This window comes from Streptomyces sp. NPDC090127, from assembly GCF_044746945.1.
In the GTDB taxonomy this organism is placed as follows: Bacteria; Actinomycetota; Actinomycetes; order Streptomycetales; family Streptomycetaceae; genus Streptomyces.
The window spans coordinates 463,064-486,688 of the sequence record NZ_JBIVDE010000001.1; the positions used below are offsets into that span (position 1 = coordinate 463,064).

General features: G+C 73.5%; 20 protein-coding genes. 12 read left to right on the top strand and 8 right to left on the bottom strand.

Going from position 1 to position 23,625, the window contains the following annotated elements; all coding sequences use genetic code 11:
* The first annotated feature begins 17 nt into the window (after positions 1–17).
* Entirely contained in the window at positions 18–833 is an 816-nt protein-coding gene (locus ACIPPS_RS02015) for a hypothetical protein (RefSeq protein ID WP_401425673.1), read from the top strand.
* 94 nt (positions 834–927) lie between these two features.
* Here ACIPPS_RS02015 and ACIPPS_RS02020 read toward each other — a convergent pair whose 3' ends face one another.
* Complete coding sequence (locus tag ACIPPS_RS02020; protein WP_401425675.1) at positions 928–2,037, bottom strand: Ku protein; 1,110 nt, start codon at positions 2,035–2,037, stop codon at positions 928–930.
* A gap of 69 nt (positions 2,038–2,106) precedes the next feature.
* Between ACIPPS_RS02020 and ligD the strand changes: the two genes are divergently transcribed.
* From ligD to ACIPPS_RS02055, 7 genes are all read left to right on the top strand, one after another.
* Positions 2,107–2,991, top strand: a complete 885-nt coding sequence (ligD, locus tag ACIPPS_RS02025; RefSeq protein WP_401425677.1) for a non-homologous end-joining DNA ligase — start codon at positions 2,107–2,109, stop codon at positions 2,989–2,991.
* The gene (locus ACIPPS_RS02030) at positions 2,988–3,914 is read left to right on the top strand and encodes a DNA ligase (RefSeq protein WP_401425679.1); all 927 of its coding nucleotides are present in this window, start codon (positions 2,988–2,990) and stop codon (positions 3,912–3,914) included. The genes ligD and ACIPPS_RS02030 overlap by 4 nt, the downstream gene beginning before the upstream one ends.
* A gap of 184 nt (positions 3,915–4,098) precedes the next feature.
* Positions 4,099–6,195, top strand: coding sequence for a PBS lyase (locus ACIPPS_RS02035; RefSeq protein WP_401425682.1), 2,097 nt, complete (start codon positions 4,099–4,101; stop codon positions 6,193–6,195).
* Positions 6,196–6,464: 269 nt separating this feature from the next.
* On the top strand, positions 6,465–7,265 hold the full coding sequence (locus ACIPPS_RS02040) for a hypothetical protein (protein WP_401425684.1): 801 nt from the start codon (positions 6,465–6,467) through the stop codon (positions 7,263–7,265).
* The gene (locus ACIPPS_RS02045) at positions 7,262–8,557 is read left to right on the top strand and encodes an ATP-binding protein (protein WP_401425686.1); all 1,296 of its coding nucleotides are present in this window, start codon (positions 7,262–7,264) and stop codon (positions 8,555–8,557) included. Before ACIPPS_RS02040 ends, ACIPPS_RS02045 begins: the two co-directional genes overlap by 4 nt.
* Positions 8,558–8,613: 56 nt before the next feature.
* A complete protein-coding gene (locus ACIPPS_RS02050; protein WP_401425688.1) occupies positions 8,614–9,993 on the top strand; it encodes an FtsW/RodA/SpoVE family cell cycle protein in 1,380 nt (459 codons plus the stop codon).
* Positions 9,990–11,459 carry a penicillin-binding transpeptidase domain-containing protein gene (locus ACIPPS_RS02055; protein ID WP_401425690.1) on the top strand — a complete coding sequence of 490 codons (1,470 nt, stop codon included), beginning with the start codon at positions 9,990–9,992 and terminating at the stop codon, positions 11,457–11,459. The genes ACIPPS_RS02050 and ACIPPS_RS02055 overlap by 4 nt, the downstream gene beginning before the upstream one ends.
* Positions 11,460–11,569: 110 nt before the next feature.
* Here the strand turns inward: ACIPPS_RS02055 and ACIPPS_RS02060 are convergent, their stop codons facing one another.
* Positions 11,570–12,478 carry a hypothetical protein gene (locus ACIPPS_RS02060; protein ID WP_401425692.1) on the bottom strand — a complete coding sequence of 303 codons (909 nt, stop codon included), beginning with the start codon at positions 12,476–12,478 and terminating at the stop codon, positions 11,570–11,572.
* A 78-nt stretch (positions 12,479–12,556) separates the two neighbouring features.
* On the bottom strand, positions 12,557–13,666 hold the full coding sequence (locus ACIPPS_RS02065; protein WP_401425694.1) for a ferritin-like domain-containing protein: 1,110 nt from the start codon (positions 13,664–13,666) through the stop codon (positions 12,557–12,559).
* A gap of 190 nt (positions 13,667–13,856) precedes the next feature.
* Between ACIPPS_RS02065 and ACIPPS_RS02070 the strand changes: the two genes are divergently transcribed.
* From ACIPPS_RS02070 to ACIPPS_RS02085, 4 genes are all read left to right on the top strand, one after another.
* A complete protein-coding gene (locus ACIPPS_RS02070; protein ID WP_401425696.1) occupies positions 13,857–14,792 on the top strand; it encodes a diiron oxygenase in 936 nt (311 codons plus the stop codon).
* 62 nt (positions 14,793–14,854) lie between these two features.
* Positions 14,855–15,577, top strand: a complete 723-nt coding sequence (locus ACIPPS_RS02075; RefSeq protein ID WP_401425698.1) for a TetR/AcrR family transcriptional regulator — start codon at positions 14,855–14,857, stop codon at positions 15,575–15,577.
* 25 nt (positions 15,578–15,602) lie between these two features.
* Positions 15,603–15,872: a hypothetical protein gene (locus tag ACIPPS_RS02080; protein ID WP_401425700.1), complete on the top strand. Its 270-nt coding sequence runs from the start codon at positions 15,603–15,605 to the stop codon at positions 15,870–15,872.
* Between the two features lie 78 nt (positions 15,873–15,950).
* Positions 15,951–17,321: an NlpC/P60 family protein gene (locus ACIPPS_RS02085; RefSeq protein ID WP_401425702.1), complete on the top strand. Its 1,371-nt coding sequence runs from the start codon at positions 15,951–15,953 to the stop codon at positions 17,319–17,321.
* Positions 17,322–17,539: 218 nt separating this feature from the next.
* On the opposite strand, the gene ACIPPS_RS02090 is transcribed toward ACIPPS_RS02085, so the two are convergent.
* The 5 genes from ACIPPS_RS02090 to ACIPPS_RS02110 are packed head-to-tail and all read right to left on the bottom strand — an operon-like array spanning position 17,540 to position 23,539.
* Entirely contained in the window at positions 17,540–18,775 is a 1,236-nt protein-coding gene (locus ACIPPS_RS02090; protein ID WP_401425704.1) for a styrene monooxygenase/indole monooxygenase family protein, read from the bottom strand.
* A 49-nt stretch (positions 18,776–18,824) separates the two neighbouring features.
* Positions 18,825–19,502 (bottom strand): GTP-binding protein, encoded by a 678-nt coding sequence (locus ACIPPS_RS02095; protein WP_401425706.1) that lies wholly within the window; start codon positions 19,500–19,502, stop codon positions 18,825–18,827.
* Entirely contained in the window at positions 19,483–19,902 is a 420-nt protein-coding gene (locus ACIPPS_RS02100) for a DUF742 domain-containing protein (protein WP_401427162.1), read from the bottom strand. Before ACIPPS_RS02100 ends, ACIPPS_RS02095 begins: the two co-directional genes overlap by 20 nt.
* 5 nt (positions 19,903–19,907) lie before the next feature.
* Positions 19,908–20,405, bottom strand: coding sequence for a roadblock/LC7 domain-containing protein (locus ACIPPS_RS02105; protein WP_401425708.1), 498 nt, complete (start codon positions 20,403–20,405; stop codon positions 19,908–19,910).
* On the bottom strand, positions 20,402–23,539 hold the full coding sequence (locus tag ACIPPS_RS02110; RefSeq protein ID WP_401425710.1) for a nitrate- and nitrite sensing domain-containing protein: 3,138 nt from the start codon (positions 23,537–23,539) through the stop codon (positions 20,402–20,404). Before ACIPPS_RS02110 ends, ACIPPS_RS02105 begins: the two co-directional genes overlap by 4 nt.
* Positions 23,540–23,625 lie beyond the last annotated feature (86 nt).

Consider the following 23,625-nt stretch of genomic DNA (forward strand, 5'->3'; position numbering starts at 1 on the left):
AGAGAGAGACCTCACACATGGGCACGCTGCTTTACGTCACCGACCTCGGCTACCAGGCGCGCGGCAGGCGGTACTGCGACGAGGACATCTGGCTCTCGGGGCGGTTGCGCGAGGAGTTCGACGTGGCGCTCTGCCATCCGCTCGACGCGGCCGCGTTGATGCACCGCTTCGACGCGGTCGTCGTCCGCAACAGCGGGCCCGTCCTGCACTACCAGGAGGCGTACGACGCGTTCACCCGCGCGGCCCGGGAGAGCGGTGTGCGGGTGTTCAACTCGCTGACGGGCAAGGGTGACATGGCCGGCAAGGACTACCTCCTGACCCTGTCGAGGGAGGGGTTTCCGGTCATTCCCACGGCCGGCCGCCGTGAGGAGTTCGACCGGCTGCCGGATGCGGCGCAGTACGTCGTGAAGCCGCTGCTGGGCGCGGATTCGGTGGGCCTGCGGTTCGTGGAGCGGGAGCGGCTCGCCGAGGTGGACCCGGCCGGGATGCTCGTACAGCCGCGCATCGACTTCGCGTACGAGGTCTCGTTCTACTTCGTCGGGGACGCCTTCCAGTACGCGCTGTACGCCCCCGACCCGGAGGCGCGCTGGATCCTCGAACGGTACGAACCGACCGACGCGGACCTGGAGTTCGCGCGGCGGTTCGTGGAGTGGAACGACCTCGCGTACGGCATCCAGCGGGTGGACGCCTGCCGGGCGCCGGGCGGGGAGCTGCTGCTCGTGGAGCTGGAGGACCTCAATCCGTACCTCTCGCTCGACCTTGCCGGGGAGGCGGAGCGGGAGGCGTTCGTCGACGCGATGACGTCGTCCCTGCGGGAGCTGCTGAAGGCGTAGGGGTGCGCCCGGCGCCCGGCAACGGGCAACCGGTGCCCCGACGCCCGGCACCCCGCACCCGGCCGCCGACCGCCGGGCACCCCCCGCTCGCCCGCTACGCCGACCGCTTGCGCGGTGTCGCCTTCCTGGCCGACGCCGTGGCCTTCTTCTCGGTCGCCTTCGCGGTCGTCTTCTTCGCCGTGGTCTTCTTGGCGGCGGCGGTCTTGGCGGTGGACTTCGTCGTGGCCTTCTTCGCCGTCGCCTTCTTCTCGCCCTCCTTGGCGCCCGCCCCGGCCGTCCTGGACGTCGACTTGCGGGCCGGGGCGGTCGTCTTCCTGGCCGCCGTCTTCGCCGTGGACTTCCGCGCGCCCGTCTCCTTCGGGGCGCGCGGCGCGCTCTTGCGCGACGTCAGCTCGGTGACCTCGGCGACATCTGCGCCCTCCCCACGGGCCTCCTTCGCGGCGCGGACGCTGCTCTCCAGGGCCGCCATCAGGTCGATGACCTGGCCGCCGCCCGCCGCCTCGGGCTCCGGGGGCGCCACCGCCGCGCCGCCCTCCGCCTTGGCCGCGATCATCTGCTCGACCGCCTCCCGGTAGTCGTCGTGCAGGGTATTGATGTCGACCTCGCCGAGGGTGGCCATCAGGGCGTCCGCCAGGTCGAGTTCGGCCTCCCGCACCGCGACGGGGTTCTCCGGGGCCACCCCTTCGGGCGCCCGGATCTCGTCCGGCCAGAGCAGTCCGTGCATGGCGATCACGTCGTCCACGACCCGGAGCATCCCGAGCCGCTCCCGCCCGCGCAGCGCGTACTTGGCGACGGCCACCTTGTCGCTCCGCTTGAGCGCCTCGCGCAGCAGCGTGTACGGCTTGGCGGCCGGCACCCCGCTCGCCGAGAGGTAGTACGCGGTGTCCATCTGGAGCGGGTCGATCTCGCCGGCCGGCACGAAGGCCACGATCTCGATCGTCTTGGCCGTCGGCAGCGGCAGCGCCGCCAGGTCCTCGTCCGTGATCGGGATCATGGTCCCGTCGGACTCCTCGTACGCCTTGCCGATCTCCGCCTGGGAGACCTCCTCGCCGTCCAGCTCGCACACCTTGCGGTAGCGGATGCGGCCGCCGTCGGTCTGATGGACCTGGCGGAAGGAGACGGACCGGCTCTCGGTGGCGTTGACGAGCTTGATCGGGATGCTGACCAGGCCGAAGGATATGGCGCCGTTCCAAATGGATCGCACGGTTCATCCCTTTCCAAGGTCTTTGTCGCACTACGTATGCGTTTGCCGGATTCGTGGGATTCTCATGGTATGACGCCGATCACGGAGGTGGAGGGGCGGCGCCTCCCGCTGAGCAATCTGGACAAGGTCCTCCACCCGGCCACCGGCACCACCAAGGGCGAGCTGCTCCACTACTACGCCACCGTCGGGGCGGCGATCCTGCCCCATCTGCGCGACCGGCCGGTGTCCTTCCTGCGCTATCCGGACGGCCCCGAAGGGCAACTCTTCTTCACCAAGAACCCCCCGCCCGGCACACCCGCCTGGGTGAAGACCACCCCGGTCCCCCGCTCCGACGACCCCCGCGCCCGGCAGGTGATGATCCAGGACCTCGCGTCGCTGATGTGGGCGGCCAACCTGGTGGTGGAGTTCCACACCCCCCAGTGGCGGGCCGACACCCCCGCCGTCGCCGACCGCCTCGTCCTCGACCTCGACCCCGGGCCGCCCGCGACCGTCGTGGAGTGCTGCCGGGTGGCGACCTGGCTGCGCGAGCAGCTCGCGGCGGACGGCCTGGAGGCCTTCGCGAAGACCTCCGGCTCCAAGGGTCTGCACCTGCTCGTCCCGCTGGAGCCGACCCCGTCCGAGCAGGTCTCGGCGTACGCGAAGGAGCTGGCCGTCCGGGCCGAGGCGGACCACCCCACGCTGGTCGTCCACCGGATGGCCCGGGCGCTGCGGCCGGGCAAGGTCTTCGTCGACTTCAGCCAGAACGCGGCCGCCAAGACCACCGCCACCCCCTACACCCTGCGTGCCCGCACCCGGCCCGCCGTCTCCGCGCCGGTGACGTGGGAGGAGGTCGAGGCGTGCGACGCGCCCGAACGGCTCGTCCTTCTGATGGACGACATCGCGCCACGTCTGGAGCGGTACGGGGATCTGCTCGGGCCGCTCCTCGACCCGGACCGGGCCGGGGTCCTGCCGTGACCCCGGCCCCCGTGACCGGCTCCGGCGGCCCCGCCGACGGCCCCGTCCTGCGCCCGCCCGTCGACGTGATGCGCCCCCGCCCGGCGGACGAGATCCCCGCGCAGGGGACCACGCCCGGAGGGTTCCAGTACTCCCTCAAGCTGGACGGATTCCGCGCCCTCGCCTTCGTCCTGGAGGGGGGCAGGGTGGTGCTCCAGTCGCGCTCGCACCGGGACCTCGCCCCGGAGTTCCCCGAGATCGCTGCCCATCTGGGCGCCCACCTGCCGGTCGGGACGGTCCTGGACGGGGAGCTGTGCGCCTACCGGGACGGGCGGCTGAGCTTCACCGACCTGCTCCGCTCGGCCGGCGACCGCAGGCGGTCGGGCGTCCCGGTCTCGTACATCGCCTTCGACGTCCTCGCGGTCCCCGGGCGGGACGTCCGGGCCCTGCCGCTCGCCGAGCGCTGGCGGCTGCTCGGAGCCGTCCTCGCGGAGATCGCGCCGCCCGTGCAGCGCGTCCTCGCGACGCCGGACGAGGAGACCGCCCGGGGCTGGTTCCGCGATCTGCGGCCCGTGGGCGTCGAGGGGATCGTGGCGAAGGCGCTGCGCTCGCCGTACCGGGCGGGCGAGACCTGGTCCTGGCGGAAGGTGCGCCACACGGACACCCTCGACGGCACGCTCCTCGCGCTGGTCGGCCCGGTGGACCGGCCCCGGGCCCTGGTCGTACGCCTTCCCGACGACCGTACGGTGACCACCTCGCCCAAGCTCACCCCGGCGCAGGCCCGCGAGGTCGGCGGGCTCGCGGCGGGCCGCCTCGGGGAGCCCGTGAACGACCCCGAGCACGGTCCGGTGACCCTGCTCGCCGAGCCGCTGCCGGTGGAGCTGCTCCAGCTGTCGGGCCGGCAGGAGACCGCCCGTTTCGTGCGCGTACGGTCCGACGGCTAGGCGGTCGGACGAGTCCCTCCGCCCCGCCGGACGGACCAACTCCGGGCCCCGTTCCCGTGGATGGCGCAAAGCGAGCGGCCCGAGGGCCCTTCGGAGACCGCGTCCGCTCAGCGGGTCCTGGTTCACGGTGCGGTGGTGCACACTTGCTGCCTGGTACAGCGCTCACGGGGAAGGCGGCGGCCGCATGCTGACGGGGATCGAGGAGGTCGACTGGGCCTCGCTGGGGCATGCCTACGGCCCGGCCGACGATGTACCGGGGATGCTGCGCGGACTCGCCTCGTCCGACCCGGCCGAACGGGAACTCGCCCTCGACGGGATGTACGGCGCGGTGCACCACCAGGGCGACGTGTACGACTCGACGCTCGCCTGCATCCCCTTCCTGCTCGAACTCGTCGCCGACCCGGCGGTCCAGGACCGGGGCGGCATCGTGGAGTTGCTGACCAGCGTCGGCGGGATCGACCTGAGCGGCGAGGAGGAGCTGGACGAGCTCGACACCGACGACGAGGAGTGCATCCCCGCCGCGAACTACGCGATGGCCGCCGCCGCCGTCGCGGCCGGCGCCGACGTCTTCCTCGGCCTCGTCGGCGACCCGGACCCGGAGGTCCGCCTCGCCGCCCCCTGCGCGCTCGCCTCGCTCCACCCCGACCCGGCCCGCGTGCTGACCCTGCTGCGGGAGCGGCTGACCGTCGAGCGCGACACGGAGGTGCGGCTCGCCCTGGTGGAGGCGGTGGGGCGGATCGCGCGGCGGCACGAGTCGCTGCGGGACGAGACCGTCGACTGGCTGGGCTGGCTGACGCGGGCGGCCCAGGCGCCCGGGCTGCGGCTCGCGGCCCTCGCGCAGCTGGCCCGGTGCGCCCCCGGCGAGGTCCCGGACGACGTGGTGGAGCGGGTGACGCGGCTCCTGGACGAGGTGCGGACCGCGCCGCCCGAGCCCGACGCCCGGCAGCTGGGCGGGCCCGGCGCCGCCGGGCAGGTGCGCGAGCTCTTCGAGGAGCGCTCCACCGGCCGCCCGACGCCGTGGACCGACGAGCTGATGCGGACCCTGCACACCGCGCTCGACGACCGGGTCGAGGAGCGGACCGCGCTGATCCTCGCCCAGCTGCGCAGCCCCGACCGGTGCCAGCGGCTGGACGCGATCTGGCTGTGCGGGGGGCTGATACGGGTCTGGCGCGGCCGGTACGAAGAGGTGGTGCGGCTGGTCGGGGCGCAGCTCGCCGACCCCGAGCCGAGACTCCGCGAGGCCGCCACCGCCTTCCTCGAAGGCCTCTTCGAGCTGACCGGACCCGCCACGGACGCGCTCGCGGCACGGCTGGCGCGCCGGCCGGAGAGACCCGAGCGGCCCGAGTGGGCCGAACGGCCGGAGGGCGCGCCCGGCGCGCCGGACGGTCGCGCCAGGGCGCTGCTCGCCCTCGCCCGCTCCGGGGACGCCCGGGCCGTGCCGCTGCTCGCCCGCGCCCTGGTGGAGCCGGACGTGCGTCGGGATCTGCTCTACGCCGTGCCCACCCTCGGCCCTGCCGCCGCGCCGCTCGCGCCGCTGCTGCGCCGCAGGCTCGCCCGGGTCGAGCTGGACGACCGGTTGTACGAGCACGCGGCGCCGCTGCTCTTCGCCCTGGCGTCGGTCCGGGGTGTGCAGGCGGTGCCGGAGGTCCTGCGGGTGCTGCGCGGGGCGCCGCCGAACCGGCGGGACTGGGTGCAGGAGGCGGCGCTGACGACCCTGGCCGCCTTCGGGCCCGCCGCGCGGGCGGTGATCCCGGACGCGCGGGCGCTGCTGGAGAGCGAGGCGGCGGCGGTCTCCGCGCAGGCCGCGCTCACGCTCTGGTCGGTCGAGGGCGACCGGGAGGCCGTGCTGCCGACGCTGGTGGCCTGGCTGGGTCCGGACGCGACGGCGCCCGACCGGTGCGCGGCGGCCCGGGCGCTGGGCGCGATCGGCCCGGCGGCGGCGCCCGGCGCGGCCGGCCTGTTCCCCGGGCTCGCCTCGCGCGACCTGTGGGTGCGGGTGCGCAGCGCGGCGTCCCTGTGGCGGGTGTCCGGGGACACGGAGGCGTCGCTCCCGGTGCTGCTCGCGGCCTGGGAGGAGAACCGGCACGCGCGTGTGGACATCGCGGAGTGCCTGGCGGAGATGGGCCCCGCGGCGGCGTCGGCGCGCTGGGTGATCCGTACGGAACTGGACCGGCGGCGGCGGCACAACGTGCGCGAGAGCGGCTACAGCAGCCATGACGTCCACGAGGACGAGAAGCTGCTGACCTTCTGCCGAGCGGCGCTCGACCGGATGGACCGCTAGGGGTGTCCGGCGCCGGACCGGTGCTGTGACGGATTCGTCGCGGCGTCTACGGCTTCCTGTTACAAGGCCGCAATAGCGGACATTTACCGTCGAACCCATCAGCTGACGACGGCCGCCTTCGGGGTCCGCGCGATCCAGCAGGTCGACAAAAAGGACTTCCCTGCGAATAAGGTCTAGGGGAAGACCGGCCGCCCCGAGCCGTGCCTGATCCCTCCTCGCCGACCTCGCGCGACAGTCGGTCGCGGGGAGCGCACCACCCGAGGAGCAGAGTGAGGAAGCGCGGACTGCCGTTCGTCGCCGCCGTGGCCCTGGCCGTGGCGGCGCCGTTCGCGCTGTCCGGCTGCGGCACCGAGGGCGAGCTGCAGAGCGCCGGAGCCACGCCCACCGCCGTCGGGCCCGTCCGCCTCTGGCCCGGCCTGCCGCCCGCGACCGCGCCGCCGCTCGACTACGGCGAGACCGACACCGAATCCGTCCCCGGGATCGACGTCCCCGGCAACGACGTCCGCAGGGTCGACGCCGTCGCCGTGGTCGAGGCCGAGGTGCGGGCCCACCCCGACACGTACTCCGGCGCCGACGGCATGTACCAGGAGACCGCCCGGCAGATCTCCCGGTGCGCCGAGGAGCCGGCGAAGTGCCCGGTCATGCGGCCGTACTACCGCGACCTGACCGGCAACGGCCGCGACGAGCTGATCGTCGGCATCACGATGCCCGACCAGCAGGTCGGCGTGCGGGTCTACCTCGCCGAGAACGGCGGGCTCACCCGGATCATGTCCACCGTGGACCAGGTGATCAGCGTGGAGCTGGCCGGCCGCGACCTGATCGTGCGGGCAGCCTCGGCGGGCATTCCCGGGTACGAGTACCGCACGGCCTGGTCCTGGGACGAGCAGCAGGGCGCGATGCTGCCGACCCGGGACGAGATCGTCCGCGTCAAGCCCGTGGGGCCGTCCGCCTCCCCGGCGCCCGAGCCCCGGCTCGTGAAGCCCTCGGCCGAGCCGCCGCCGCCGGGCTCCTCGCCCACGCCCGCGCCCGCCCCCTCAGCCTCCGACGACCCGTTCGTGGAACCCTCGTGACGGCGCGGCGCGCGCGCCGACGGCCCCGCCTGCCGGCCTGGACCGCCACGCTCACCTGGAAGTCGGCGGTCTTCATCACCGTCATGTGCTGCGCCCTGGCGGCGCTGCTCGGCGTCCTCGTCCATGTCTCCGTCGCGGGCCAGACGGTCGACGACTTCCGCGAGCGGGCGCTGACCCGGCTCACCACCGCCTCCCGCGCCTACGAGGCCGGCGACCCGCTCCCCCGGGGCGCCGGGATCGACCCCGAGGGACTGCCCGAGGAGCTGCGCGCGCTGGCCCTGCGCGGCCAGCGGGGCACGGTCGTCGAGGACCACCGGGGCCGGCCGACGATGTGGGCGGCGGGCCCGGCCGACAGCCGCGCGCTCGCCGTGCGGGTGGACTACTCCACGGGCTCGGAGATCATCGACGGCCTCGACCGGTCGATCCTCGGCTCCTCGGTCCTCGCGATCGGGGCGACCCTGCTGGTGGGCGCGTTCGCGGTCACCCGGGTCACCCGGCGGCTGCATCTGACCGCCCAGGTGGCCCGGCGGATCAGCGCGGGCGACCTCGACGCGCGGGTCGACGATCCCCGTACGAAGGACCCCGCCCGCCCGCAGGACGAGGTGGCCACGGTCTCGGGGGCGCTCGACACGATGGCCTCCTCGCTCCAGCGCAAGCTCCAGACCGAGCAGCGCTTCACGGCGGACGTCGCGCACGAGCTGCGGACCCCGCTGACCGGTCTGTCGGCGGCGGCCGAACTCCTGCCGGAGGGGCGGCCGTCGGAGCTGGTGCGGGACCGGGTCAAGGCGATGCGCTCGCTGACCGAGGACCTCCTGGAGATCTCCCGGCTGGACGCCCGCAACGAGACCGTGGATCTGGCGGTGCACGACCTCGGCGCGATCGTCGAGCGGGTGGTGCGGGTGTCCGGCACCGCGACGGAGGTGCGGATCGTGCGGGACACGACGGTCGAGACCGACCGGCGCCGCCTGGAACGGGTGCTCGGCAACCTCGTCGCCAACGCGCACCGGCACGGCGCCCCGCCGGTGGTCCTGACCGTGGACGGCGCCCTCGTCACCGTACGGGACCACGGCCCTGGCTATCCCGAGTACCTGCTGGCGAGCGGCCCGCAGCGGTTCCGTACCGAGAGCGGCGGCAAGGGCCACGGACTCGGGTTGACGATCGCGGTCGGCCAGGCCGAAGTGATCGGCGCGCGGCTGGTCTTCGCCGGGGCGCCGGACGGCGGCGCCGAGGCGCGGCTGACGCTGCCGGAGTACGTGCGGTTGGCCGAGCCGGGCGAGGATCCGGAGGCGTGACGGCACACCGTCACACATAAGGGATATAAGCCATATCGCTTGCTACGTTGCGACCCATGACCGCAACGACGGCGGACGCTCGCCCGCCCGGGCTACGCGTCCCGAAGCGCCGCGGCGTGGAACTCTCCCTCCTCCTCTGCGCCGTCCTCATCTCCGTCCTCGGCTACGTCGACGTCGGCCTGGCCCGCAGCGGCGCGGTGCCGCCGGACGCGCTGCGCTACGGGGCCGGTCTCGGCGGTCTCGCGCTCCTGGCCCATCTCGCCGTACGGTTCCGGGCGCCGTACGCCGATCCGCTGCTGCTGCCGATCGCGGTCCTGCTCAACGGCCTCGGCCTGGTGCTGATCTACCGGCTCGACCTGGAGACGCCGAAGGACCAGGCGGCCCTCCCGCAGTTGGTCTGGTCGGCGCTCGGGGTGGCGCTCTTCGGCGCGGTCGTGGTGCTGCTGCGCGACCACCGGGTGCTCCAGCGGTACGCGTACCTGTCCATGGCCACCGCCCTGTTCCTGATGCTCGTGCCGATCTTCTTCCCGGCGGTCAACGGGGCGAAGATCTGGATCCGACTCGGCGGACTCTCCTTCCAGCCGGGCGAGTTCGCCAAGATCCTGCTGGCCGTCTTCTTCGCCGCCTACCTGGCGGCCAACCGCAACGCCCTCGCGTACACCGGCCGCAGGATCTGGCGGCTCCAGCTGCCCACCGGCCGGGTGCTGGGGCCGATCGCGGCGATCTGGCTGCTGAGCGTCGGTGTCCTGATCCTGGAGCGGGACCTCGGCACCTCGCTGCTCTTCTTCGGCCTCTTCGTGATCATGCTGTACGTGGCGACGGGCCGGACCGGCTGGATCGCGGTCGGGCTGCTCCTGGCGGGCGTCGGGGCGTTCGCGGTCGGCTCGCTCGAACCGCATGTCCACAGCCGCGTCGAGGACTGGCTGAATCCTTACGCCTCCATCGAGGCGGGCGACGGGCCGAGCCAGCTCGCGCAGTCGCTGTTCGCCTTCGCGGCCGGCGGGATGCTCGGCACCGGCCTCGGCCTCGGCCACTCCGTCCTCATCGGCTTCGCCGCCAAGTCCGACTTCATCCTCGCGACGGCGGGCGAGGAGCTGGGCCTTCTCGGACTGACCGCCCTGTTCCTGCTCTACGGGCTGCTCGTCGCGCGCGGCTACCGGGCCGGGCTCGCCCTGCGCGACCCCTTCGGGCGGCTGCTCGCGATCGGCCTCGCCTCCATCCTGGCCCTCCAGGTCTTCGTCATCGCCGGCGGGGTGATGGGCCTGATCCCGCTGACCGGCATGGCGATGCCGTTCCTCGCGCAGGGCGGCTCCTCCGTCGTCACCAACTGGATCATCGTGGCGCTGCTGATCCGGGTCAGCGACTCGGCCCGCACGCCCCGCCCGGAGCTCGTCGAGACCGGGATCATCGCGCCGATCGTGGAGGACGCCCGGTGATCCCGTACATCCGGCGCGCGGCCGGGCTCTGCCTGGTCCTGCTGGCGGCCCTGCTGGTCAACGCGGCCCGGGTGATGATCTTCCAGGCCGAGTCGCTGGACGAGAACCCGGCCAACCGGCGGGTGGCGATCGCCCGTTGGGGCGAACCGCGCGGCGAGATCGTGGTCGGCGGCCGGCCGGTGACCGGCTCGCGGGACAGCGGACAGCAGCTGCGCTACGAACGGACCTACACCCAGGGCCCGTTGTACGCGCCGGTGACCGGCTTCGCCTCGCAGACGTACGGCACGACCTTCGTGGAGCACGCCGAGGACGGTGTCCTCGCCGGCACGGACCCGATGCTGGCGCCGTTCCCGTTCTGGAGCGACCTCACCCGGGGGCGGCTCGCCGGCGGCGACGTGGTGACGACGATCCGGGCGTCGATGCAGGAGGCCGCGTACCGGGGCCTGAACGGCAAGCGCGGCGCGGTGGCGGCGGTCGAGCCGTCCAGCGGGCGGATCCTGGCGCTCGTCTCCTCCCCCTCGTACGACCCGGGCGAACTGTCCGGGACGGGCGCCGGGGTCAAGGGCTCCTGGGCCCGGCTCACCGCCTCGCCGCACCAGCCGATGTTGAACCGGGCGATCCGGCAGACGTATCCGCCCGGCTCCACGTTCAAGATCGTGACGGCGGCGGCCGCGCTCGACGCGGGCGTGGTGCGGGACGTCGAGGCGCCCACGGACACCCCCGACCCGTTCGTCCTGCCCGGGACCCGCCAGACGCTCCCGAACGCGGCCACCGGGTGCGCGAACGCGTCCCTCGCGTACGCGCTCCAGTGGTCCTGCAACACGGTGATGGCGGGGCTCGGGGTGGACGTCGGGCTCACCTCGATGACGGAGGCGGTCGAGAGGTTCGGCTTCAACGACACCGGTCTGACGATCCCGACGTGGGTGGCCAGGTCGAACTTCGACCACGAGATGAGCGACGACCAGCTGGCGCTCTCCTCGATCGGCCAGTTCGACACGACGGCGACGCCGCTGCAGATGGCGCTGGTGGCGGCGGCGGTCGCCAACAACGGGGAGATCGCGCACCCGTACCTGGTCGAGCGGACGACGACGGCCGGCGGCACGACGGTCGACACGACCGGCCGGCGCAGCTACCGGCAGGCGATGCGCCCCTCGACCGCGACCCAGCTCCAGCGGCTGATGGTCCGGGCGGTCGAGGAGGGCACGGGCACCAACGCGGCGATCCCGGGGGCGACCGTCGGCGGCAAGACGGGCACGGCCCAGCACGGCCTGGGCAACACGGGCACCCCGTACGCCTGGTTCATCGCCTGGGCGCAGGCGTCGGACGCGGCCCAGCCGGCGGTGGCGGTCGCGGTCGTCGTCGAGGACGCCGAGGCCAGACGTACGGAGATCAGCGGCGGCGGCAGCGCGGCGCCGATCGCCCGGGCGGTGATGGAGGAGGCGCTGCGCCCGAAGGAGCAGCCGTAGCGGCGCTCCCGGCCCGACCGGCGGCCGATCGGCTCGCGGCCGGAGCGGGTCTCACGGCTCGCCCACCGGCCGATCGCCTCGCGGCCGCAGCGGCGCTCGTGACCCCGCCGCTAGCCGATCGGCTTGCGCATCTCCGCGCGGACCTTGGCCGTCGTCTCGGCCAGCTCGGCCAGGTCGACGTCCTGCGGGTCGGCGGTGGCCGACTCGGGGGTGACGACGGCGACGAAGGAGGCCGTGTTGTCGTCGCCCCAGGCGCACATGGGCAGGGTCGCGGTCCCGGTGGCGTCCTTGGTGGTGGTGACCTGGCAGCTGACGGTGACGCCGTGCCCGGCCGGCTCGAAGTCCTTCGGCGGGACCGCGACGGTGGTGCCCTTGTCCTTCGCGGCGCCGCTGAGGATGGACGCGCGGGTGGCGGCCGGGTCCTTGAGCCTGCCGTGGAAGCCGGAGACGACGAGAACCGCGCTGTCCTTGCCGGTGTACTGCGCGATGGCCGCCTTGACGTCCCTGACCGACGGGTCGAAGGTGTCCTCGACCTCCTTGCCCTCGGTCTTGGAGGCATCGTTGGTCAGTGTGAACGTGCCGTCCAGGAGGGTCTTGGGCACGACGAGCCGGTGCGTCGCCTCCGGGAACTCGCCGGTGACCCCGGCCCCGTCGAGGACGAGCTTCCCGGCGTAGCCGAGGCCCGCGACGACGGCCAGGGAGCCGACGACGATCCCGACGATCAGCCCGGTCCGCTTCTTCTTCGGCGGCTGCCCCATCGACGGCTGCCCCCAGCCACCGGCGCCGGGGGCGCCGTACTGCTGGGGTCCGCCGTACTGCTGAGGTCCGCCGTACTGCTGGGGGACACCGGGCTGCTGCGGGTGGCCGGGCTGTTGCGGGACACCGGGCTGCTGGGCGTAGCCGGGCTGCTGCGGGTACCCCTGCGGCGGCGCGCCGTACGGGCCGGGCTGCTGCGGGGGCGGTACGGGACCGCCGTACGGGTGGTGGGGCGGCTGGTTCGGTGGTGGCGGCATGCTCATGCCGCGCACGGTACGTCACCCGTATGACGGCCGGGAGTCCCAGGGGCCGTTCCCGGCCCCGCGCCGGCCTCCCCCGCGCTACGCCTCCCCCGCGCCCTGCTCGATCGCCTCCGTCACCTCCGCCACCCGCTCCCGCTCCTCCGCCGCGAACCGCTCCCGGTCCAGCGCCTCCGCGATCTCCTCGTCCTGGGTCATGAGCAGGTCCAGGTTCGAGTCGCCGAGGTCGAAGACGCCCATGTCCAGATAGGCCTTCTGCAGGCGTTCGCCCCAGAGACCGATGTCCTTGACACAGGGGACGATCCGGCTGAACAGCAGCTTGCGGAAGAGGTGCAGGAACTCGTTCTGCTCGCTGAACTCCTCCGCCTCCTTCCGCCCGATGCCGAAGTTCTCCAGGACCTCCACCCCGCGCAGCCGGTCGCGCATCAGGTAGCAGCCCTCGATCACGAACTCCTCGCGCTCGCGCAGTTCCGCGTCCGACAGCTGCTTGTAGTAGTCGCGCAGCGCCATCCGGCCGAAGGCCACGTGCCGGGCCTCGTCCTGCATCACGTACGCCAGGATCTGTTTGGGGAGCGGCTTGTCGGTGGTGTCGCGGATCATCCCGAAGGCGGCGAGGGCCAGGCCCTCGATGAGGACCTGCATCCCGAGGTAGGGCATGTCCCAGCGGGAGTCGCGCAGGGTGTCGCCGAGCAGGCCCTGGAGGTTGTCGTTGATCGGGTAGAGCATCCCGATCTTCTCGTGCAGGAAGCGGCCGTAGACCTCCGCGTGCCGGGCCTCGTCCATGGTCTGGGTCGCCGAGTAGAACTTGGCGTCGAGGTCGGGGACGGACTCGACGATCCGCGCGGCGCAGATCATCGCGCCCTGCTCGCCGTGGAGGAACTGGCTGAACTGCCAGGAGGCGTAGTGCCGGCGCAGGTCACCCTTGTCCTTCTCGGTCATCTTCGCCCAGTGGCGCGTGCCGTGGAGGGTGAGGACGTCGTCCGGGGTGCCGAGCGGGTCGTACGGATCGACCTCGAGGTCCCAGTCGATGCGCCTGGCACCGTCCCACTGCTTGTCCTTGCCCTTCTGGTAGAGGGCGAGGAGGCGTTCGCGGCCGTCGTCGTAGTCCCAGCTGAAGCGGGCCGAACCGGTGGCGGGGACCTGCCAGACGGGGTCTCCGGTGGCTTTCGTGTAGAGGTCGTGCGTCGACACTGACGACTCCTTGCTCTCACGGGGCGTGCTCCTCCGGGCAGGCTGACACCTTGGTAGACATCTGGTCAACAAGTCGCGCACAAGGGATTGACGGGCTTGCTGACGAGCAGTCTCATAAAGGCGAGCGCCGGTGACCGCGACCGCCGGTACCGGTAACCCGACCGCGAGCACAGCGAGGTGCCTCACCGTCATGACCACCCGTACCGAGCAGGACTTCACTCTCCTCCGGGACGCGCTCGGCCCGCTCCGCGACCGGGAACAGGTCGCCGCGCGGCTCCTGGAGTCCTCCCTGAAGCACTCCTTCGACCCCGAGACCGAGCTCGACTGGGCCGCGCCCCTCGAGGACGGCAAGTGGTTCTGGCCGCCGGAGCTGGTCTCCCTCTACGACACCCCGATGTGGCGGCGGATGTCCGAGGAGCAGCGGATGGACCTCGCCCGGCACGAGGCCGCCTCGCTCGCCTCGCTGGGCATCTGGTTCGAGATCATCCTGATGCAGCTGCTCGTCCGGCACATCTACGACAAGTCCCTGACCAGCGACCACGTGCGGTACGCGCTCACCGAGATCGCCGACGAGTGCCGGCACTCGATGATGTTCGCCCGCATGATCCAGAAGGGCGGCGCGCCCGCCTACCCCGTACCGCGGATCTACCACAACCTGGCGCGCGTCCTGAAGACCGTCTCCACCACCCCCGGCTCGTTCGCGGCCACCCTGCTCGGCGAGGAGATCCTGGACTGGATGCAGCGGCTGACCTTCCCGGACGAGCGGGTCCAGACGCTGGTACGCGGCGTCACCCGCATCCACGTCGTCGAGGAGGCCCGGCACGTCCGCTACGCCCGCGAGGAGCTGCGCCGCCAGATGGCGACCGCGCCGCGCTGGGAGCAGGAGTTCACCCGGCTGAGCTGCGGCGAGGCCGCCCGGGTCTTCTCCACGTGCTTCGTCAACCCGCAGGTGTACGACAACGTGGGCCTGGACCGCCGCCAGGCGGTCGCCCAGGTCCGGGCGAGCGGGCACCGCCGGGAGGTCATGCAGTCCGGCGCCCGACGGCTGACCGACTTCCTCGACGACATCGGCGTGCTCCGCGGACCGGGCCGCCGCCTCTGGAAGTCCTCCGGGCTGCTGGCCTAGGGAGACACTCCGGCCTGGGCGGGCACCCCACGGTGTCACCCCGCGGAGCTACCCTGCGGTCCATGACCAGTGCCGCTTCGCCCGCGTACCGCCGGCTCAGCGTCGAGGAGCGACGGGGGCAGCTCCTCGCCGCCGCCCTGACGCTCTTCGCGCACCGGGCGCCCGACGAGGTCTCCCTCGACGACGTCGCCGAGGCGGCGGGCGTCTCGCGGCCGCTCGTCTACCGCTACTTCCCCGGCGGCAAGCAGCAGCTGTACGAGGCGGCCCTGCGCTCCTCCGCGGACGCGCTGGAGCGCTGCTTCGCCGAGCCGCCGGCCGGTCCGCCGACCGAGCGGCTCGGCCGGGTCCTGGACCGGTATCTGACCTTCGTGGACGGGCACGACACCGGGTTCAGCGCCCTGCTCCAGGGCGGCAGCGTCGCCGAGACCTCCCGGACGAGCGCCATCGTCGACGAGGTCCGGCGGGCGGCGGCGGAGCAGATCCTCGTCCACCTGGGGGTGGACGCGCCCGGGCCCCGGCTGCGGATGATGGTCCGCACCTGGATCGCGGCGGTGGAGGCGGCCTCGCTGATCTGGCTCGACGAGGGCAAGCAGCCCGCCGCGGGTGAGCTGCGGGACTGGCTGGTCGACCACCTGGTGGCGCTGCTCGCGGCCACGGCGGCGACGGACGAGGAGACGGCGGCGGTCGTCCCACGGCTCCTCGCCCAGGAGACCCCCGAGGGGCCGGTGGGGACGCTGGCGCGACGGGTGACCCCGGTGGTGAGCGAGGCCGCGCACCTCCTGTGAGACCGGCGTGTACGAGACTGGTCCCGTGAGAAGCGAGAACACCCCCTTCCGAGGCGGCCCCCTGGACGGCCAGGTCCTGCCGGTCCTCGTCGGCCCGACCGGACATCCGCCGAAGTGGTACGAAGTGCCGGTACCGGACGCGGACGGCGGCCCGCCCACCGTCCACGCCTACCGCCGCGATCCGGCCGGCCACACCAAGCGGCTCGGGCTGCCGCGCGGCTGGGTCTACGAGTACGTCCCCGAGGGCCGCGAGCGGTTCGCGCCGAAGTGGCCCTGGACCAAGCCGAACGGGTGAGGCCGTTGGGCCGGTTCGCCCCTTTGTGAGCTCATCCGACCGCACGGTCCCGTCATCATCTCCGCAGGAGGTGATGGCGTGTCAGGAAGGCTGCTGCGCACGGTCTGCACGGGGGTGCTCGCCGCGTCGACGGCGCTGGCGGGAGTCCCGACGGCGACGGCGGACGACCCGGCGGACTCCGCGGTGGAGACCCCGGCGGAAGCTCCCACGCCCGTCGAGGGCGAGGAGTCGACACAGAGGGCGGAGACCTCGACGGACCGCGCGGACCCAACGGGCCCGACGGACCCGACGGACCCGACGGACCCGACGGACCCGACGGACCCGACCAACCCCGCGGACCCGACGGACCCGAGCGGGACGGGAAGCACCGACGACGCGGCGCCCGACGACGCGGCCGCGCTCCCGCCCTCCGGTGGGACCTCGGTGTCCGGGCTGCTCACCCGCCTGCGGACCCTGTACCGCCAGGCCGAGCAGGCCACCGAGGCGTTCAACGCCACCGATGAGGCGTTGCGCCTCCAGACCGCCGACACCAAGAAGGTCACCGAGGCCCTCACCCGCGCCCGCGAGCGCCTCGCCCAGGGGCGGGACGCGGCCGGGCGGCTCGCGCGGGAGCAGTACCAGGGGCGGGCCACGTCCTCGGCCTTCTCCCCGTACCTGCGGCTGCTCCTCGCGGACGACCCCCAGCAGGCCCTGGACCAGAGCCGCCTGATGGCCCGCGCGACGCGCGACCGGGCGGGGACCGTCGCGCGGCTCACGGCGGACGAGCGGAAGGCCGACGAGCTGGCCGCCGCGTCCCGCGAGGCCCTGGAACGGAAGCAGACCCTCGCCACGCGCCGCCACAAGCAGCGCGACGACGTCCAGAAGCGGCTCACGGAGGTCCAGAAGCTGCTCGCCTCGCTCCCGCCCGACCGGCTCGCGCGGCTGACGTCACTGGAACGGACCCAGACCGCCGGCGCCCAGCGGGAGCTGCTCGACTCCGGCGTCCTGGACGGCGACCGCGCCCCCTCACGGGAGGGCGGCGAGGCGCTCCGGTACGCGGTACGGCAGATCGGCAAACCGTACGTGTGGGGCGCGGAGGGACCGGAGTCGTACGACTGCTCGGGACTGACCTCCCAGGCCTGGGCGAGCGCCGGCCGGGAGATCCCACGCACCAGCCAGGAACAGTGGCGCACCCTCCCGAGAGTGCCGCTGAGCGACCTGCGCCCCGGCGACCTGGTGGTCTACTTCCCCGAGGCCACCCATGTGGCGATCTACCTCGGCGACGGCCTGGTCGTCCACGCGCCCCGCCCGGGCGCGAGGGTCAAGGTCTCCCCGATCGCCGCCAACCCCCTCCTGGGCGCGGTCCGCCCCGACCCGACCGCCGAGCCCCTGACGACGTACACACCCCCCGAACTCCCGACGGGAGCTACGGACGGCACGGACGAGGGGTTCGACCGGGGTGCGGCCTGAGCACCCTTCGCCCGGCGAGGGCCGGCATACGGGGGCGCGGTCGAGATCCGGCGCGGGCCACCCCGGCCAGTGCCTCGAGGTGGCGGGCTGGAGTACGCAGCCGGCCGCCCGCGCGCGGCTGTGGGACTGCCACGGCGGCGCCAACCAGGGCCTCCGCCGGGTGTGACCCCCGGGCGGGTGCCGGGCACCCGCCCGGCGACCGCCCTCTTCCGTGACCGTCAGGCCCCGGCGACCGACGTCAGGTAGGCCGAGGTCTTCTCCGGGTCGTAGAAGAAGTTCTCGAAGTCGGACGGGTCGTTGAAGCCGTTCGCGAAGCGGTCGGCGACCGGCTGGAGTTGGCCCGCCGCGCCGATCAGGTTCAGGACGTGCTCCGGCGGGACGCCGAGCATCGCGTTCGTCCACTTGGTGACGTGCTGCGCGGTGTCCCAGTAGCGGTCGAACGTCGACTGCATCCAGCCCTCGTCGAAGGGCTTGTCGCCGTGCTCGACGATCGCCGCGAGGTAGGCCGCGGCGCACTTGGACGCCGAGTTCGAGCCCTGTCCGGTGATCGGGTCGTTGGCGACGACGACGTCCGCGACGCCCAGGGCCAGACCCCCGCCGGGGAGCCGGCCGATCGGATTGCGGACGGTGGGGGCGTAACGGCCGGCCAGCGTGCCGCCCGCGTCGGTCAGTTCGACCTTGGTGGCCCGCGCGTACTCCCAGGGCGTGAACCGCTCCATCAGCTCCAGGGTCAGCGACAGGTGCTCGGCGGGGTCCTTGACGCCCTGGAAGGCGTCGAGCGGGCCGCCGGGCACGCCCTCCCAGAAGAGGATGTCGGCGCGGCCGGAGGTGGTCAGGGTCGGCATGACGAAGAGCTCGCCGACGCCCGGGACCAGGTTGCAGCGGACCGCGTCGAAGTCGGGGTGCTCGGGGCGCGGGCCGAGGCCGTGGACGTACGCGACGGCCAGCGCGCGCTGCGGCTCGGCGTAAGGGGAGCGGGCAGCGTCCCGGCCGAACATGGAGACCAGCTCGCCCTTGCCGGCGGAGACCAGCACCAGGTCGTACGTACGGGAGAAGTAGTCCAGGTCGGAGACGGCGGCGCCGTGGATGACGAGCTGGCCGCCGCGCTGGGCGAACGTCTCCATCCAGCCGGCCATCTTCACCCGCTGGTCGACGGACTGGGCGTGGCCCGTCAGCTTCCCGACCCAGTCGATGGCACGGCCGCCGTCCGGGGCGGCGACGGAGACGCCGAGGCCCTCGATCCGCGGGGCCTGCGACTCCCAGAAGTTGATGCCGAGATCGCGCTCGTGCTGGAGCGCGGTGTCGAACATGCACTGGGTGGACATGACCCGGCCGGACCGGATCTCGTCCGCCGTGCGGTTGGACATGAGGGTGACCTCGTACCCCTGCGACTGGAGTCCGAGGGCGAGCTGGAGACCGGACTGGCCGGCTCCGACGATGAGTATCTTCCGCATGGCGGGTGTTCCTATCGAGTCAATCAGGCTGTTCGGGGACGGCGGCGGCCTATTCGGGGGCGGCGTCGAGCGCGTGCGTGACCGTCGCGAGCAGCGTCTCCACCACGCTGTAGCGCTTGCGCGCGTCCATGATCACGACCGGTACGGCCGGGGGCACGGTGAGCGCCTCGCGGACGTCCTCGGGCTCGAACCGCTCGGTGCCCTCGAAGTGGTTGACGGCGACGATGTACGGCAGCCCGCAGCTCTCGAAGTAGTCGAGAGCGGGGAAGCAGTCGGTCAGCCGACGGGTGTCGGCGAGCACGATCGCACCGATCGCGCCGCGCACCAGGTCGTCCCACATGAACCAGAAGCGCTGCTGGCCGGGCGTGCCGAAGACGTACAGCACGAGGTCGTCGTCCAGGGTGATCCGGCCGAAGTCCATCGCCACGGTCGTCGTGAGCTTGTCGGGCGTCGCGGTCAGGTCGTCGGTCTCCTGGCTGGCCCGGGTCATCAGGGCCTCGGTCTGGAGAGGGGTGATCTCCGAGACGGCCCGGACGAACGTCGTCTTGCCGACGCCGAAGCCCCCCGCGACGACGACCTTCGTCGCGATGGGGGCCCGGGTGTGGTCGAGCTGCCAGTCCTGGGCGCCGTCTTCGGTGCCTATGTCCTGGCGTTCGGGAACCGGCTCGGGCTGGACGGGGATTCCGGCGAGGGCCGGGGCAGCGGCTTCAGAGACGGCGGAGTCCACTCAGCACCCTTTCGAGGAGCGCGCGGTCGGGCTGCCCGGTGCCGTGACCGGTCCCGTACACACGGATCTTTCCCTGGTCGGCCAAGTCGCTGAGCAGCACTCGGACGACACCCAACGGCATCTTCAGGAGCGCCGAGATCTCCGCGACGGTACGCATCCGGCGGCAGATCTCGACGATCGCCCGCATCTCCGGCATGAGCCCCCGGGCGGCCGGCCCGCCGTCCGTCAGTTCCTTGCGCTCGGGCCCCGCCTCCAGCGCCGCGACGAAGGTCTCGACGAGCAGGACGTGGCCGAAGCGGGTGCGGCCGCCGGTGAGCGAGTACGGGCGTACGCGCGCGGGGCGGCGCCCGTCACCCCGTACCGGCAGCCGCAGAGAAGGGGCGGTGTGCCCCGCAGACAGGGACGTCACTGGGCACTCTCCATCGATTTGCGCAGCTCGCTGCGGAGTTCGGGGGTGAGGACGTGTCCGGCGCGGCCGACGAAGAGGGCCATGTGGTACGCGACGACGCTCATGTCGCAGTCCGGCTCGGCGTGCACGCCGAGCAGTGAGCCGTCGCTGATGGACATGACGAAGACGCTGCCCTCCTCCATGGCCACCATCGTCTGCTTGACCCCGCCGCCGTCCATCAGCCGGGCGGCGCCGATGGTGAGGCTGCCGATGCCGGAGACGATCGTGGCGAGGTCGGCGCTGGACCCCCGCGGCCCGGCCGGGCGGTCCGGTGCGGGCGCGGTCTCCTGCGCCGCCGGGTCGGACGAGAGCAGCAGCAGTCCGTCGGAGGAGACGACGGCGACCGAGCGGACCCCGGGCACCTCCTCGACGAGGTTGCCCAGCAGCCAGTGCAGGTTGCGGGCTTCCGTGCTCAGTCCGAACGTTCCGGTCTCAGGTGTTCCGGTCGCAGTCAACCGCGTGCCTCCTCGACGTTCTCCCCCGCCTTCTCCTCGGTACGTGCTTCCATCTCGGCCTCGACGTCCCTGCGGCCCTCCTCGGCTCCTCGGTGGAAGCCGCCGAGCCTGCGGCGCAGGGCCTCCGGGTCCACGCCGCCGGCGCGCGGCGCGGGTACGGCCCCGGCCTGCGCGACGATCTTCGGCGTGCGCTTGGGGAGGCCCTTGTCGGTGAGGCGCGGGGCGGCCGACTGCTCGGTCTCCTCCGGGGCGCGCTCGTGCGTGTCGGGCTCGGGGGGCGGCGCGGGCAGCCGGACCTGGAGCGTGGTCTCGGCGACCGAACCGGCCTCCGACGACCGGGTGCTCTCGGGCTCCACGGGGGCCTCGGACTCCAGGTTGGCCTCGGACCCCACGGGGGCCTCGGACCCCAGGGTTGCCTCGGACCCCAGGGTTGCCTCGGACCCCAGGGTGGCCTCGGCCTCCGAAGGAGCCTCGGACTCCGGCGGGGACGCGGGGCGCTCGGGGGCGGCCTGGGGCTGCGCCCGCGGTGCTTGGGCTTCCGCGGCGGGGGCCTGGGTCTGGGTCTCCGTCGCGGGGGTCTGGGCCTCCGTCGCGGGCGCCCGGGCGGCCTGGGGCTCAGCCTGAGGGGCCTGCGCGGCCCGGGGCTCAGCCTGAGGGGCCTGCGCGGCCCGGGGTTCCTGGGCCGCCGCCTCGATGGCGCGTTCCGCCGCCTCCACGAGGGGGTCGCGGGTACGGGACGGGAGAGTGTTGGAGTTGGCCTCCGCCACCGACCCGGGCAGGTTCAGGGTGGGCGTCGCGCCGCCGACCGGGACGGCCGGCGGGCCCGCGACCGGCGGGGCCGTCGGCAGCAGCGGCAGCGGCAGGACGACGACCGCCGCGATGCCGCCCTGCTTCTGCTCACGCAGCTGCACCCGCACCCCGTGGCGGGCGGCCAGCAGCGCGGTGACGCGGATGCCGAGCCCCTCGCCCTCCACGTCGGCCGGGTCGGCCTCGGCGAGCCGCGCGTTGAGCTCGGTGAGCCGGGACTCGGTCATGCCGATGCCCTCGTCCTGGACGGAGAGCATGACCTCGCCGCTCTCCAGGAGCCAGCCGGAGAGCTGGACCTGGGCGTCGGGCGGCGAGAACGAGGTCGCGTTCTCCAGGAGTTCGGCGATCAGGTGGCTGAGGTCGTCCGCGGCGAAGCCGGCGATCTGGGCGTGCGGCGGCAGGGACTGGAGGGTGACCCGCTCGTACCGCTCGATCTCGCTGACGGCCGCGCGCAACACGTCCACCAGCGGGACGGGCCCGGGGTGGCCGTGCACGTGCTCGTGCCCGGCGAGGACGAGGAGGTTCTCGCTGTGGCGGCGCATCACGGTCGCCATGTGGTCGAGCTTGAAGAGGGTGGCGAGCCGGTCCGGGTCCTGCTCGCGCTCCTCCAGCTTCTCGATGACGCCGAGCTGCCGCTCCACGAGCCCGAGGCTGCGCAGCGAGAGGTTGACGAAGGTGTGGTGGACGCTGTGCCGGAGCCGTTCAAGCTCGGCGGTGAGGAGGGCGGTGTGGCCCTGGAGCTCGGCGCGCTGGGCGGCCAGTTCGGCGCCGAGCGCCTCGCGGGCCCCGGCCAGGTCGGCCCGCTCGCTGTCGAGCCGCCCGGCGCGCCGGCCGAGGTCGGCCAGCTTGCCGTGGAGGGTGTTGAGGGACCGTACGACCTGGGCGAACTCGTCGTTGCGGCCGGTGAAGCGGATCGGCTCCTCGGCCTCCGTCTCGGGGGCCGCGGCGAGCCGCGCGGCGCCGATGCGCACGACGGCCAGGGGCCGGGTGAGGGTGCGGGCGACGTAGGTCGAGATGCCGATGGCGATCAGCAGACAGCCGCCGAGGAACGCGATGCGCACTTCGAGCGCGGTGACGTCGTCGTCGCGGAGCTGGGAGAGGCGCTCGACCCGGGTGGCGGAGAGGGAGGACTCGACGCCGCGCATCTGCTCGATACGGGCGGAGAGCGCGGCCTCCAGCTGTTCGGGGTCGGTCCTGCGCTCGGAGTTGGTCAGCGTCGGCTGGTCGGTGAGCTTGGCGAGCAGGCTCTCGGCCTTCTTGACGTCGGGGCCGGTGACCGTGGCGGCGAGGCGGTCGCGTCCGGTGGAGCTGGCGGCCTGGTCGAAGTCGGCGAGGGCGGCCAGTTCGCGGACCCGGGCCTGCTGGGCGGCGGCGGTCAGGGTGTTGCGGGTCCGGTCGGCCTCGGCGGCGCCCTCCGCCTCGACGGGGACGTAGGTGCCGGTGACGGGGTCGTACTCGACGCGGTCGGACTCGGGCCGCGGTACGGCGAGGGCGGCCAGCAGCAGACCGCGGGCGGCCGAGGCCTGTTCGACGGCGCGGCCGAGTTCGGCGGGGGCCTTGGAGGCGTCGGCGGCGCGGGCCGGGGTCTGGTCGGCGAGCTCGTCGGCGAGGGCCTGGAGCTTGGCGATGACGTCCGTGTACGCGCGGTGGGCCTCGAGGGCGGTGCCCTTGCCGGTGAGCGCGGTACGGCGGATGGACGGCAGACCCGCGAGGTCGCGGCGCAGCTCGGCGGGGGCGGCGGGCCGGATCTCGTCGACCTGACGGTCGACACGGGTGGAACGCGTGCTGGTGACCTGGCGCTTGTCCTCCGCGTCGGCCGACTGCTCGTCGCGGCCCGCGGCGATGTACGCGACGACCTCGTCGCGCTCGTCGGCCAGGGAGTGGGCGAGGGTGACGGCCTGCCGGTCCAGCTCGGCGAGGGTGACCAGGCGCTGGGAGTCGGTCAGTTCGCCGGAGGTGGTGAGGATCGCGGGCGCGCCGGCGGCGAGGACGGTGACACCGACGAGGGCGACACCGGCGACGAGGCGGTTGCGGACGCGCTTGGGGCGCCCGGTGCGGGCGGGCGGAGTGCTCGCGGACGGGCTGCTCACGGGCGGGGTGCTCGCGGCTCCGGTGGGCGTGGGGCTCCCAGGGCCGGTGGGCGTGGTTCCCGTGGCTCCGGTGGGCGTGGCTCCGGTGGGCATGGTGCTCCCGGGCCCGGTAGGCATGGCGCTCCCGGGCGCGGCTCCGGGGCCCGCGGCGCTCCCCGTGCTCAGCGGGTCACCGGGGGCCTGGCTCCGCGTGCCGTTGTTGCTCCGAGGCCGCTTCTTCTGCACCGGTGCTCGCATTCTCGACTCGTCCGCCCATGAAGCAGAGGTGACGACCGGTCACGTGTTAGAGCGCCCCCACCCCTGGTACGGCTTCCGACCATTCC